The sequence below is a fragment of the Leuconostoc sp. C5 genome, assembly GCF_056530425.1.
The window spans coordinates 1,223,206-1,236,320 of record NZ_CP134351.1; the positions used below are offsets into that span (position 1 = coordinate 1,223,206).

Here is a 13,115-nt window from a genome sequence, read left to right on the forward strand (position 1 = left end):
ATCTGTCGAAACATTATTTCATGTAACTAGAATAACATAAGAAACGCCAAATGTGTAGTGTTATCAAGGGTTTTCGGGATTTCGTAACATTTGTGTTACATTAAAAACATATTTTTGCAACGTTTACTTTCGTGCGCGAACAATGAGTTTGATTGGCGTACCAGTAAAGTCAAATGATTCTCGAATTTTATTTTCTAAGAATCGTTCATATGAAAAATGCATAAGTTCAACATCATTAACAAATATGACAAATGTTGGTGGTTGTGTTGCGACTTGTGTCGCATAATATACTCGTAAACGACGACCATTATCTGAAGGTGTTGGATTTATTGCAATAGCATCCATAATGACATCGTTTAATGTTGAAGATGTTATACGCTTACGATGATTATCGTCAACATCTTTAACCATTTGTGGCAATCTATCTAAACGTTGCCCTGTCTTAGCAGAAACAAACACAATTGGTGCATAATCTAAGAATTTAAATTCTTCGCGAATTAAATTCTCAAAGTCAGACATCGTCCGATCATTCTTTTCAATCGCATCCCATTTATTGACAACAATGATCATTGCTCGCCCAGCTTCATGAGCAAACCCAGCCACGTGTTTATCTTGTTCTCTAATTCCTGCTTCCGCATCAATAACCATCAAAATAACGTTGCTATCATCAATAGCTTTCATAGCACGCATCACGGAGTACTTTTCAGTATTCTCATAGATTTTCCCGCGCTTACGCATACCGGCTGTATCAACCATCACAAATTCGTCACCTTCTTCAGTCACAAATCGTGTATCAATAGCATCACGAGTAGTCCCTTCAATATCAGAGACGATCACACGTTTTTCACCAAGCATAGCGTTGACAATTGATGATTTACCAACATTTGGGCGGCCAATTATACTAAAACGAATCGCATCGTCTTCTTGCTCGGCAGCTTCATCAGGAAAATGTTTTACAATTTCATCAAGTAAATCACCTAATCCCAAACCGTGTGATCCTGAAACTGGGAATGGATCCCCAAGACCTAGTGCATAAAAATCATAGACATCATGGCGCATTTCAGGATTATCTACTTTGTTGACAGCCAGAACGACAGGCTTATCAGATTTATATAGCATACGTGCAACTACTTCATCAGCCTCAGTTAATCCTTCTCGGCCGGAAACAACCATCACAATAACATCAGTTTCATTAATTGCTAATTCTACCTGTCCACGTATTTCCGCTAAAAACGGTGCATCACCGATTTCGATACCACCGGTATCAATCATTCGAAATTCATAATTTAACCATTCAGCTGATGCATACAAGCGATCTCGCGTGACACCGGGCATGTCTTCAACGATCGCAATTCTTTCTCCCGCCATACGGTTGAAAATAGTTGATTTACCAACGTTTGGTCGACCGACAATTGCTACTATTGGTGCTGACATTTTGGCACCTCCTTTGTATAAATAAATTTATCATAAAAAAAGAACTGGCGAACCAGTTCTTTTCAATAGAATTCTTAGAACTTACCATCAAAGAGGTCGCCCAATGTTGCAGCTGAATCATCTTGTTGCTTATAAGCAGCAATATCTGCACGTGATGCTGAACTATCCTTTGAATTTCCACGATCTTCACGTTCTGGCTTTTCTTCCAATGCCTTCATTGACAATGAAATACGTTCTTCGGCAGGCTTAACATCCAAAACTTGAACTTGAACTTTATCGCCTGACTTCAAAACTTCTGAAGGGTTTTCGATACGCTTGTGTGAAATTTGTGATACGTGAACTAATCCTTCGATACCAGGGAAAATTTCAACGAATGCTCCGAAGTCTTTTACACGCTTAACAGTTCCTTCAAGAACTGTTCCGGCAGGAGCTTCTTCAGCAACCTTATCCCAAGGTCCAGGTTGTGTAGCCTTGATTGACAATGAGATACGTCCCTTTTCAGCATCTAAGGCTAAAATTTTAACGTTAACTGTTTCACCCTTTGTCAAAACATCAGCAGGGTTCTTAACACGATCATGAGAAATTTCTGAAACGTGTACCAAACCATCAACGCCACCTAAGTCAACGAATGCTCCGAAGTCAGTCAAACGAGCAACTTTACCTTCAACAACTTCACCAACTGATAGCTTTTCAAATGCTTCTGCTAATTGTGCTGCACGTTCTTGTGCTGCAACTGCCTTACGTGACAAGATTAAGCGTGCCTTGGCAGCATCAATTTCAATAACTTGTGCTTTAATATCTTTATTCTTAAACTGGTTCAAATCTGACACGAAACGATCAGCAACCATTGATGCGGGTACAAAGCCACGAACACCATTAACATCGACAACTAAACCACCACGTACAGCATTGATAACTTTAGCATCAACTGTATCACCTTCACCAAATGACAAGTTTTCCCATGCCTTACGTGCTTCCAAGCGCTTCTTTGACAACAAGTAAGATACGCCTTCCTTGTCGCTTGTTACATTAGAGATGACAACAGCTTCAACACTGTCACCAACCTTCAATTCGTCTGCCAGATTAATGTTACGATCGTCTGAGTACTCACGCGCTGGCACAACTCCTTCTTCACCGGTATGCAAACCAATAACTGCTTGGTTATCGTTATCAACGGCTAGTACTTCGCCCGTAACGACATCTCCTACCTTAATTTGATCTGCACTCTCGAGAGCTGCTAAAAGCTCGTTGTTTGTTTCACTCATGACGTCAAACGTCCTCCTACAATTTACACTATGAATATAGTGTACCAAATATTTTAGTTCTTGTATAGTAAAAAACACGGTTTAACCGTGTAAATTAGAAACTAATATTATTTTCGATAATGTTGGCTATTTTAGCCACAACATCGTCAATACTTTGTCCCGTTGTATCCACTAAAATAGCGTCCTTCGCTTGTGTTAATGGACTAATTTGACGATGAGAATCTTTGTAATCTCGCGCTTCAATTTCGCGCTTCAATGTTTCGAGATCAGTAGTCATCCCTTTAGCAACATTTTCTTTATAACGTCGTTGGGCACGTTCATCAACACTTGCTACAAGAAAAATTTTGACATCTGCTTCTGGTAACACAGTTGTGCCGATATCGCGGCCGTCCATAATCACACTGTTGTTATTAGCTATTTCACGTTGACGATTGACTAAATTAGAACGTACATCCGCAAAGGAAGCCACTACAGACACATTGTTTGTCACTTCAGCGGAACGAATTTCCTCCGTGACATCGGTATCATTCAAAAATACACGTTGAACTGGTGTACTAGGTTCAAAGCGTATTTCCGTTTGTGACAATAAGTTTTTTATTTTTTCTTCATCATTATAAGCAATGCCGTTCTTTTTTGCAGCTAAAGTTATTGTTCTGTACATTGCACCTGTGTCAACATACACATAATTTAGCTTTGTTGCTAAAATTTTGGCAATAGTAGACTTACCGGCAGAAGCTGGGCCATCAATGGCAACTTGAAAATTCGTCATAATAATAAAAAGTCCTCTTACTGAATGTTTAGTGCAGTACCAGCATACTGTGTGTAATTATCAACTGTTAACCCTGGATTTAATGCAATAACTTGGCTAGTTGTCATCCCGTGTGTAACTGCAAAATTATACAACGTTTGACTAGCACCCAAAACTGCAGTAGTGGTTGTGGAACTACTTGATGCTGAACTTGATTCAGCCGTCTCAGTAGAAGATGAACTAGCAGATTCCTCACTTGAAGCAGCTTCACTGCTACTTACTGATTCTTCTTCAGAAGAACTTGATGCACTTGACTCGGAAGATGATGATTCAGAAGACTCAGAAGACGTAGATTTAGTAGTTGATGAACGCTTTGTACTTGAAGAAACAGCCGTTTGTGGCTTTGATGATTTTTGATTAGCAATCATGCCATACACAGGTACAAAAGATATAACTGCAAGCGCTAATACAACAAGCAGAACACGAAATCCTTTATTTGGGGATTTTGAATCTGACTTTCGGGAAAATTTTGGTTCGAGTTTATCTTTTTTGGGCCGCTTTGAGCGGCTCATGTTGTTTGGGTCAAAATCGTTCATAGAAACGACCTCCATTTTATTGGTTCACATAAAATTTTACCACACCAACACCGACTTTGCTCATAATGTTTTGTTAAGAATGAAACCTTCTCTGGAGCGGCTGTATTGCCCTTAATATGATCATACTCACGACAAACCATATAATACCCTCGATAAGATTGAACGGTAATACCATACCGATAAAATAGTTTTTTAAACCAATGAATTTAGCAATGTCGAAATTAGCAAACCTCGCATACAAAGGTATAGCTACAAACCAATTGATGACAATCGCAACAATTGTCATGACAAACGTGCTGCTTATTAACGGCAGGATTTTTTTTTGCCAATTACTATACTGCTCAAGGTTGGGCATTGTAATTTTTAAGACTGTGATAAAGGCCAAAACAACCAGTAAATTAACCGGTAGTCCTAAATAAGTGTTAACCCCCTCATTTGCCAAAATTAACTTTAGCAAGGTACGAATTAAAATGACCCACAGTGAAGCAGAATAATTTAACCAATATAAGCCAATGACAACTGGTACGATTGAAAAATCTAGTTTCAAAAAATCGGCACTAGGAATGATTGGCACTTGGGGAAACAGCATCAAACCAAATGAAATAGCGCTTAGTATTGCAATTAATGTAGTACGTTGCACTCGCGTTACAGGAATAATTGACATAATTCTTTCCTCTTGTTTGCTCACCTCACCAGTAGATGCAAACAAAAAACCACAGATTTTGTCAGGGTACAACAAAAAATGCAGCTTTCACTTTCTTTTTTAGACTTCTTTATACCCGACTTTACGGTCGGCTCTGGATTTTGACCAGATCAGCTGCAAAAGCAGGTCGCGGGCTTACCATGAAAATTCATGTCTCACCGCCGGTTGGGACTTACACCCGACCCTGAAGTTATTATTAAATTTGATTTTATTGTATCACGGTGTTACTTACGACGCAACAATTTGTAATCTTGTGCCTTTAAGCGTTTGATCTCTACGCTTGTTAATTTACGATACTCGCCCGGCTGTAGACCAGTGACATCAAAAAAGGCATACTGCTCACGCTTAAGCTTTTGCACTGGTAGGCCAACCTTTGCGAGCATGTTTTTGACCTGATGATTACGGCCTTCATGAATAGTTAGACGGACCATACTTGTTCTTTTTGTCGGCTCAATTCTTTCAATGGAAACACGAGCTGGCGCAGTTTTACGTCCTTTTAGGACCACTCCACGTTTCAAAGGAGCTAGCTTTTCTTCGGTTGCAATGCCTTCAACCTTTGCAACATAAGTCTTATCGACTTTAGTTTTAGGATGCATTAATTGATTAGCCACTACACCATCATTTGTTAATAACAAAACACCAGTTGTATCATAATCTAGACGGCCAACTGGATAAACACGTTGATCCACATCCTCTAAAATATCCAATACCGTACGACGACCTTTTTCATCATCATTGGTTGTCACAACTCCACGAGGCTTATTTAACAGGTAATAAACTAACTTCTCACGCCCTTCAATTGGCGCACCGTCGACCTGTACTTTATCATTTGCAGTAACTTTCGTACCTAATTCGGTAACAGTTTGCCCATTAACTTGGACACGCCCATTGATGATCAATTCTTCTGCGCCCCGTCGGGACGCTAGACCCGCTTGGGCAATAATTTTTTGCAGTCTCTGTGCTTCTTCAGACATTTTCTTTTTCACTTTCTGATTGATGTACATCAAATGCACTCGTAAATAGTTCGCCATCAATATCATCACTTAAATCTAACATATTAAAATCAGGTAACAGAGGTAATTCTTCAATACTTTTCAAACCAAAATAGTCCAAAAATTCATCGGTGGTACCAAACATGATGGGACGTCCTGGTTCGTCTTTTCTGCCAACTTCGTGGACTAGTTGCCGTAATGCTAGCTTCTGTAAAGTTCCTGAGGATTGCACACCACGAATTGTATCAATTTCAACACGTGTAATTGGTTGCTTATAAGCGACAATAACTAGTGTTTCGAGTTGTGCTTGCGATAATGTTGCATTTACAGGTGAATCAAAATACTGTTTTACTGTGCCACCAAGTTCCGGTTTAGTCACTAGGCGATACACATCGTCACTTTTACGAATTTGTAATGCACTACTTAAATCAGTATCATACTTTAACACAAGTTCTTCAAGCAATCCTTGTATTGCTGAACGATCAAATCCAGTGATAATGCTCATATTTTTCACGGAAATGCCTTCATCGCCAGATACAAACAATAGTGCTTCTATTTGACTTAAATTATTCATCTTCGCCAAACGCCTCAATTTCTACATAAATTTCTTGTTGTTGGTGCTCTTGGTGTAATTTTAATCTTTTATCTTTGGCCATTTCTAATAACGCCAAAAAGGTGACTACCAAATGCTCCCGCTCGTAAATATCATCAAAAAAAGAAGCAAATGGAATCATATCCCCCGTTTGATGCTGTAAGAAATGTTTATTGATGTTGTTAACAGCTTCCTCAAGAGAATATGTTTCCGCAGTAACATGCCTTCTGATGGGTTTTTCCTGCTTTTTTCGCCGCAATAGTTGAGCAAATGCTGTTTGTAAATCCCCTAACGATAAACCAGGAGCTAAAGTTATGGGATGTTCCAAATTATCAGGAGCCTTCATTTGAGTACGTGGAAAGGATTGTTGTTTTAATTGTTCACGTTCACGCAAAGATTCGCTTGCCACTTGAAATTGTTTGTAGGTCAATAATTGTAGCATCAGCTCTTCACGTGGATCCGCATACTCTTCATCTACGGCATAATCATCTGGCTCTTCTTCTGGTAACAAATCAGCGGACTTTATCTTAACTAAAGTAGCAGCCATCACTAAATATTCACTTGCTACATCAAGCTGCATAGCCTGTTGTGCATGAATAAAATCTAAATACTGAGATGTAATGTCAGCAATTTTCAAATCAAAAATATTCATCTCGGATTTCTTAATTAAGTGTAATAACAGATCGATTGGCCCTTCAAAATCACTTAATTTAATTGTTAGACCGTTTTTCGCGATGTTGCTTTTCTCCATTTGTTAATTAACTTTTGATTATCCAAGGTACCCATTAAGAAGGCTTCAGAATGTTGCTCTTGATAATCAGAAATCATGTCGAAGTAGTTTCTGACACTGCGTGACTCTGGGGTTAAGGCAACATGACGAATTATAGCAATATTATTATTATAAATCTCAACACCTAGAACACCAAGTACTTGTCCTTGAGACTCTTTTTGCCAAACATATAAAGATCTTGCTTCATTATCATGATACCATGCTATTTCCGCATTTAAATGAGATATTTCACGTAGCCCTGGCAGCAACGATAAAATACCCATAATTGTTTTTTCATCTGATTGTCTTGATTGTGTCAACATAATTTTTACGCTCTGGGGTGGTATTCATCATACACTTCACTAAGTCTTTTTTTCGAAATATGGGTATAAATTTGTGTTGTCGAAATGTCCGCATGCCCCAATAATTCTTGAACTATACGCAAATCAGCACCGTTCTCTAAAATATGGGTAGCAAAAGAATGACGAAGTGTATGGGGAGAAACATCTTTAGTTATTCCAGCAGTTGTTACCAACTTTTTTATAATCTTCCATATTCCCTGTCGTGAAATTTGATTTCCACGATCGTTTAAGAAAACATAAGGAGACTCTTTGTCTTTAAGTAAAACGATACGGCTTTCATTAAAATATCGAGTCAGCCAATCAATCGCAATTTCACCAATTGGAATAATACGTTCTTTGTCACCTTTTCCAAGTGTTTGAATCAGTCCCAATTGCAAATGAAGGTCACTCATTTTTAAATTAACCAATTCACTGACACGCAAACCAGTTGCGTACATCACTTCTAGCAATGTTCTATTTCGAAGACCAAGTGGTGTATCTTCTATCGGTGCTTGTAATAAACGGTCAATTTCCTCTATGCTCAAAACTGCTGGTAGGTGCTCTGCTTTTTTGGGTGGGCGAACATCATTCATTGGATTATGAGCGACGACTTTTTCTCGCACTAAATAGCCAAAAAAGTTACGCAATGTCGTAACCATTCTAATCACTGAACTATTGGATTTTCCTAGATCTCTGAGTTGATTCAACCACGACAAGATAACAATATGATCAACTTGATCAAGCACCAGTTTCTCACCATTTAGATACTCACCAAATTGTACCAAATCTTGGTGGTAACTCTTAATTGTATTTTCAGATAAGCCACGTTCAATTCGAATATAGTGTAGATAATCCACTATCGCATTGTCAATTTCTTGCATCATTTCTCAACTAATTTTATACCATCGTCAATTTGTTCAATTAGTCTATCCTTGTATAAATGACCCAAGGCTCGTTTGAACTGACTCTTACTAAATCCAAATTGACGCTTGATTGCCTCTGGGTTACTTTTATCATTGAATGGTAAGAAATGATCCGCCCGTCGTTGCAATTGCAACAATAAGAATTGTGCATCCTCATCCATGGTCTTATAGGCCAAAGGTTTCAGTGATAGATTTAATGTGCCATCATCACGGACGCCGATAACACGTGCATCTACAACTTGTCCTAAACGTGGCTCATCGTCACGTTGCGAAGGATGAATAAAACCAAGATAATATTCATCAGTAATAACCAAAGTACCTGCCATTTTGTTACGATAAACTGTGGCTTTAACTGTGGTCGACTTCATACTTTCCGGTGCGCGACGCGATACAGCATTAATAATATGCTGTTGTGCTATTTCACCCCACAAACGGCCTTTATGATCTTCTTTAATGGCAATCATCAATTTGTCGCCTTTTTGTGGCCAAAGTGTTGAAATCGTTGGTAGATCATCAAGAGAAACAACGATATCCTTATTCGGCAAACCGATTGAAACAAAGACGCCCAAATCATGTCGATTCGCTACGACTGTTCCCCAACCGTATACTGATTTCTGTACAGCAGGCGTTTTCTTGGTAATTTGTAATTTGTGTCCTTCATTTTCATATGCAAAGCCAGTCACAAATCCACCGATTTTGAGAGGCTTCTCAAGTTCTGACTTATCAATTTCATATGTAAAGCCGTCGACTTGTGCAAAGAAATATTTTTCATTTTCATCAGTAACGTTTGCTTTAATTATTGTTCCAACTTTTGGATTCATAGCGTTTTCCTTAACGTACGCAACATCACGCACTTTTTATAATACTTATAGTTTACCATGTGTGGTTTACATAATCTATAACGGTCAATTAACCTTTTAACAAATTTTTCACTTGATTAGCAACAAATTTACCGTCAGCTTTTCCTTTGACTTGAGGCGTGACAATAGCCATCACTTTGCCCATATCTTTTGGAGATGTAGCGCCCGTCTTTTGGATTGCGTCCTTCACCAATTCGATAACCTTTTCGTCACTCAAAGGTTCTGGCAAATACTTTGCTAAAATAGCTAGCTCTGCGCGAATACCAGCAGCTAAATCTTCTCGATTGCCTTTCTCAAACTCTGTCAACGAATCTTGACGTTGTTTAACTTCACGTGAGAGGACTGTTAATTCTTCTTCCTTTGTTAAATCATGGCCTAAATTAATCTGCTCGTTCATAACCGTTGATTTAACCATGCGAATCACTGACAAAACATCTTTGTTTTTGTCTTTCATGGCCTGCTTTATATCATTATTTAACTCTTCTAATAAACTCATGTATATCAACCTTTCAAAATTTAATCTATTGTTATTCTACCATAAAAGAAAAACGCCACCTAAGTGACGTTTTAGAATCGAATTAACGACCCTTCTTCTTGTTACGCTTTTGTGCTGCTTCAGACTTCAATTTACGAGCAACTGAAGGCTTAACATAGTATTCGCGCTTACGGTATTCTTGGAGAGTACCGTCTTTTGAAACACCACGCTTGAAGCGACGCAATGCATCATCCAAAGATTCGTTCTTACGTACGATGACCTTTGCCATGTGATAACCCTCCTTTCTCGCATTTTATTTCGTTAAACGACATGCAGTAAATACTTATCTATTATGACAGACTTTCACGTAATCGTCAATACTATAAACACTGTAATCATGCATTTTATAGCAATTTCCAACATAATTAGTGATCAAGCTTAGATGTGTGCTTTGTATCCGTCATGCGCCAATAAACTAGCAAACTAATGAACACAACCACAGTAACATAGACGAAAAACAAATTTTCGTGATTTATTTTTTTCAGGTACAAGGCAACGTATTCAACCGTGCCACCAAAAATGGCGACCGTCAAGCCATAAGGCAATCCAACACCTAATGCACGAATTTCAGTTGGGAACATTTCAGCTTTAACAATTGCATTAATTGACGTATAACCTGTAACAATAATTAATCCAGCCAGCATAAGTAAGAAAGCCCCCATCCCCGTTTTCACTTGTTGCAAAGTGAGAAAAATAGGAATTGTAAATATTGTCCCCATAATACCGAACCAAAACAATAATGGTTTACGACCTATTTTATCCGATAATGCACCGGCGATAGGTTGTAAAATCATAAAAATAAATAATGCTGCAAAGTTGATCAGTGTGACTTCTTGTGTTGGTAACCCAACAGAATTAATCATAAATTTTTGTAAATAAGTTGTATAAGTGTAGAAAGCGATTGTCCCACCGAGTGTTAATCCAACTACCGTCATGACAGATTTTGGATACTTTAACAAAAGTCGTAGACTACCATTATTGTTTTTCTTTTGTGCCTTAAATTGGTCAGATTCTTCCATGCTCAAACGAAGGAACAATACTACAATGGCTCCCAGAGAACCAATAACAAATGGAATACGCCAACCCCAGTCAGTCAACATCTCTTCTGATAATACTGATTGTAAAATAATTTGAACACCCAAGGCAATGAGCTGTCCACTGATTAACGTTACATATTGAAATGAAGCATAAAAGCCACGATGCCCGCGGCTGGCCATTTCAGAAAGGTAAGTTGCTGAAGTACCATATTCTCCACCCAACGATAATCCTTGGAATAGCCTTGCCAACACCAAGATGATTGGTGCAGCAATTCCTATTACATGATAACTAGGTGTTATCGCAATTACAAGCGATCCTGCGGCCATAATCAATACTGATAAGGTTAATGCGGCCCGTCGACCATGTTGATCCGCATATTTACCTAACACTAGACTTCCTAGAGGTCTCATCAAAAAGCCAATTGCGAAGACTCCTGCCGTACTTAATAATGCGGCCGTTTTGTCATGGCTGGGGAAAAATGATGGGGCAAAATAGATAGAGAACGAGGCATAAACATACCAATCGAACCACTCAATTAAATTACCTAAGGATCCCTTTAAAATATTACTGACAATTTTCTTTTCTGTACGTTGCATACGCTCACCTCATAATGTTTTCTTTACTGTAACGAACGCATAAAAAATAATCATCGTCATATTGCACAACTTTTTTAATTTTATTTGTACACAATAAGCAAACATGGCATAATAGTAACAACACAATTGGAGGTCAATTATGAACGTTAAAGAATTATTAGCTAACCCCGTATTAGCAGAATACCCAATTTTAGCAGGCACCGAAGGGCTCAATCGCGAGATCAACCAAGTGGGTATGATTGATGCACCAGATTTTGATGAATATATTGCTCCTGGTCAATTACTGCTCACTACCGGCTTTTTGTTCAAAGAAGATTGGACATTACTGCGAGACTTAATTATCGCGCTAGATCATCATAATGCTGCTGGCTTGGGCATTAAGACGAACCGGCATTTATCACAGTTGCCACGTGATATTATTATATTAGCCAACAAACGTCGAGTACCAATCCTCATGACCCCAACTGATGAATTGATGCCACAAACAATTCAAAATATTACTGATATTATTCTGAACACTCATACGGGTGAACTGCATCAAATTGTTAATATTAATCATCAGTTGTCAACGATGCAAACTAATAATACTTATCAGCATCTGTTAAATCTTAGCGCGGAAATTTTAGAAGCACCACTAACCTTGTTGGACTCACATTTTCGTGCCTTATATGCCAGTACTGATTTACTTCCGCAACGTGACTTTTTCACCAAATTTTTACGAGAAGAATCTGGAATTGATTATTTGAATTTAACTCAAAAGGTGCACGTTACCTTCAATAATACAATTTTCGAGATTTCTCCCATTTTTTCTGCTCTAAACGAAAATAAAGCCTTTGCAGCTATTATGAGTTCGAATAAGACACTATCAGATTTTGAACTTTTAAAACGCGAACAAGTAATTACTGCATTGGGATTTTCAAATTCGAGAACCGATTTGTTAAATGAAACTGAGTTTCGCAACCGTTCTGGCTTCTTTTTGAACATTATGCAACACGGGCTAAGTGATGACGCGATTGACAATTATCTAAAGAACGCAAATATTGATTCTAAAAATCCCTATCGCGTAGCGGTTATTGACTTTACAGCAAAAAAAACAGTCATTGAAACACATCAATTTGAAATATTACAAGCACTGACACGCTGGTTTGTTAACGAATCAAACTGGTCTGTACTCCTATTTTCCTATAAACAGCAACTGATTTTGTTAGTTGATAACAAAATTGATACACGCGCATTTCTCAAAGAACTATACGATTTTCTAACATCACAATCAAAGTTAGAATATAACTTTACCATCGGCTTTTCTCGAGTCGCAGAACCCATTCGTGCATTAGCAGATCTTTATGAACAAGCTAACCATGCGCTTCAGCTGACATCAGTAGCACATCCGATTATGCGATTTAGACCCAAGAGTGCCCAAGAAATGTTAAACTTGTTACCCAAGCAAGAGAGCGATGCTTTTGTGGAAAGAATTCTAGGCCCAATTTTAGACAATCCAAGTCTTCTCAAAACTTTGGAAACCTATATGTTCTTACATCAAAATGTAACAGCCGTCGCTTCTGATATGTTTGTACACCGGAATACCATTAATTATCGCTTGAAAAAAATATCTGAGTTATTAGATGTTAACCTTGACATGCCTGATGTTTTGGTCGATATTCAATTGGCTTTTTTGTTACTTGATTAGGCATAATGCACAATAGATTACCCTATTTTTTGTTCA

15 protein-coding genes and 1 riboswitch are annotated in these 13,115 nt (G+C 38.2%); of the genes, 1 reads left to right on the plus strand and 14 read right to left on the minus strand.

The features are described 5' to 3' along the window. Window positions 1-123 precede the first annotated feature (123 nt). From der to RHP56_RS06275, 14 genes are all read right to left on the minus strand, one after another. Window positions 124-1,434, minus strand: a complete 1,311-nt coding sequence (der, locus tag RHP56_RS06210; protein ID WP_102753456.1) for a ribosome biogenesis GTPase Der — start codon at window positions 1,432-1,434, stop codon at window positions 124-126. A 74-nt stretch (window positions 1,435-1,508) separates the two neighbouring features. Further along, window positions 1,509-2,699 (minus strand): 30S ribosomal protein S1, encoded by a 1,191-nt coding sequence (gene rpsA, locus RHP56_RS06215; RefSeq protein ID WP_011680008.1) that lies wholly within the window; start codon window positions 2,697-2,699, stop codon window positions 1,509-1,511. 94 nt (window positions 2,700-2,793) lie between these two features. After that, window positions 2,794-3,471, minus strand: coding sequence for a (d)CMP kinase (gene cmk, locus RHP56_RS06220; RefSeq protein WP_164907664.1), 678 nt, complete (start codon window positions 3,469-3,471; stop codon window positions 2,794-2,796). Window positions 3,472-3,485: 14 nt separating this feature from the next. Next, window positions 3,486-4,043, minus strand: a complete 558-nt coding sequence (locus tag RHP56_RS06225; RefSeq protein WP_002814796.1) for a hypothetical protein — start codon at window positions 4,041-4,043, stop codon at window positions 3,486-3,488. Between the two features lie 73 nt (window positions 4,044-4,116). Beyond that, on the minus strand, window positions 4,117-4,707 hold the full coding sequence (locus tag RHP56_RS06230) for an ECF transporter S component (protein ID WP_011680010.1): 591 nt from the start codon (window positions 4,705-4,707) through the stop codon (window positions 4,117-4,119). A 98-nt stretch (window positions 4,708-4,805) separates the two neighbouring features. After that, a riboswitch (FMN riboswitch) is annotated at window positions 4,806-4,942 on the minus strand. 28 nt (window positions 4,943-4,970) lie between these two features. After that, window positions 4,971-5,720: a pseudouridine synthase gene (locus tag RHP56_RS06235; RefSeq protein ID WP_011680011.1), complete on the minus strand. Its 750-nt coding sequence runs from the start codon at window positions 5,718-5,720 to the stop codon at window positions 4,971-4,973. Next, window positions 5,713-6,312, minus strand: a complete 600-nt coding sequence (gene scpB / locus RHP56_RS06240; protein WP_102753455.1) for an SMC-Scp complex subunit ScpB — start codon at window positions 6,310-6,312, stop codon at window positions 5,713-5,715. Before scpB ends, RHP56_RS06235 begins: the two co-directional genes overlap by 8 nt. Beyond that, entirely contained in the window at window positions 6,305-7,081 is a 777-nt protein-coding gene (locus tag RHP56_RS06245; protein WP_042253040.1) for a segregation and condensation protein A, read from the minus strand. The genes scpB and RHP56_RS06245 overlap by 8 nt, the downstream gene beginning before the upstream one ends. Further along, window positions 7,048-7,422, minus strand: coding sequence for a hypothetical protein (locus tag RHP56_RS06250; RefSeq protein ID WP_010293841.1), 375 nt, complete (start codon window positions 7,420-7,422; stop codon window positions 7,048-7,050). Before RHP56_RS06250 ends, RHP56_RS06245 begins: the two co-directional genes overlap by 34 nt. Before the next feature lie 5 nt (window positions 7,423-7,427). After that, window positions 7,428-8,324: a site-specific tyrosine recombinase XerD gene (gene xerD, locus RHP56_RS06255; protein ID WP_042253043.1), complete on the minus strand. Its 897-nt coding sequence runs from the start codon at window positions 8,322-8,324 to the stop codon at window positions 7,428-7,430. Further along, window positions 8,321-9,184 carry a CvfB family protein gene (locus tag RHP56_RS06260; protein WP_011680014.1) on the minus strand — a complete coding sequence of 288 codons (864 nt, stop codon included), beginning with the start codon at window positions 9,182-9,184 and terminating at the stop codon, window positions 8,321-8,323. Before RHP56_RS06260 ends, xerD begins: the two co-directional genes overlap by 4 nt. An 88-nt stretch (window positions 9,185-9,272) precedes the next feature. Beyond that, the gene (locus RHP56_RS06265; RefSeq protein ID WP_014324863.1) at window positions 9,273-9,719 is read right to left on the minus strand and encodes a GatB/YqeY domain-containing protein; all 447 of its coding nucleotides are present in this window, start codon (window positions 9,717-9,719) and stop codon (window positions 9,273-9,275) included. 82 nt (window positions 9,720-9,801) lie between these two features. Further along, complete coding sequence (rpsU, locus tag RHP56_RS06270) at window positions 9,802-9,987, minus strand: 30S ribosomal protein S21 (RefSeq protein ID WP_011680015.1); 186 nt, start codon at window positions 9,985-9,987, stop codon at window positions 9,802-9,804. Window positions 9,988-10,123: 136 nt separating this feature from the next. Beyond that, on the minus strand, window positions 10,124-11,392 hold the full coding sequence (locus RHP56_RS06275; protein ID WP_014324864.1) for an MFS transporter: 1,269 nt from the start codon (window positions 11,390-11,392) through the stop codon (window positions 10,124-10,126). A gap of 139 nt (window positions 11,393-11,531) precedes the next feature. Here RHP56_RS06275 and RHP56_RS06280 point away from each other — a divergent pair, with 139 nt between their 5' ends. Beyond that, window positions 11,532-13,079, plus strand: a complete 1,548-nt coding sequence (locus RHP56_RS06280; protein ID WP_102753452.1) for a PucR family transcriptional regulator — start codon at window positions 11,532-11,534, stop codon at window positions 13,077-13,079. The last annotated feature ends 36 nt before the right edge of the window (window positions 13,080-13,115 follow it).

Coding starts and splice junctions, on each gene's coding strand:
- der (WP_102753456.1), bottom strand. CDS start 1,434: ATGTCAGCACCAATAGTAGCAATTGTCGGTCGACCAAACGTTGGTAAA.
- rpsA (WP_011680008.1), bottom strand. CDS start 2,699: ATGAGTGAAACAAACAACGAGCTTTTAGCAGCTCTCGAGAGTGCAGAT.
- RHP56_RS06225 (WP_002814796.1), bottom strand. CDS start 4,043: ATGAACGATTTTGACCCAAACAACATGAGCCGCTCAAAGCGGCCCAAA.
- RHP56_RS06230 (WP_011680010.1), bottom strand. CDS start 4,707: ATGTCAATTATTCCTGTAACGCGAGTGCAACGTACTACATTAATTGCA.
- RHP56_RS06235 (WP_011680011.1), bottom strand. CDS start 5,720: ATGTCTGAAGAAGCACAGAGACTGCAAAAAATTATTGCCCAAGCGGGT.
- scpB (WP_102753455.1), bottom strand. CDS start 6,312: ATGAATAATTTAAGTCAAATAGAAGCACTATTGTTTGTATCTGGCGAT.
- RHP56_RS06245 (WP_042253040.1), bottom strand. CDS start 7,081: ATGGAGAAAAGCAACATCGCGAAAAACGGTCTAACAATTAAATTAAGT.
- RHP56_RS06250 (WP_010293841.1), bottom strand. CDS start 7,422: ATGTTGACACAATCAAGACAATCAGATGAAAAAACAATTATGGGTATT.
- xerD (WP_042253043.1), bottom strand. CDS start 8,324: ATGATGCAAGAAATTGACAATGCGATAGTGGATTATCTACACTATATT.
- RHP56_RS06260 (WP_011680014.1), bottom strand. CDS start 9,184: ATGAATCCAAAAGTTGGAACAATAATTAAAGCAAACGTTACTGATGAA.
- RHP56_RS06265 (WP_014324863.1), bottom strand. CDS start 9,719: ATGAGTTTATTAGAAGAGTTAAATAATGATATAAAGCAGGCCATGAAA.
- rpsU (WP_011680015.1), bottom strand. CDS start 9,987: ATGGCAAAGGTCATCGTACGTAAGAACGAATCTTTGGATGATGCATTG.
- RHP56_RS06275 (WP_014324864.1), bottom strand. CDS start 11,392: ATGCAACGTACAGAAAAGAAAATTGTCAGTAATATTTTAAAGGGATCC.
- RHP56_RS06280 (WP_102753452.1), top strand. CDS start 11,532: ATGAACGTTAAAGAATTATTAGCTAACCCCGTATTAGCAGAATACCCA.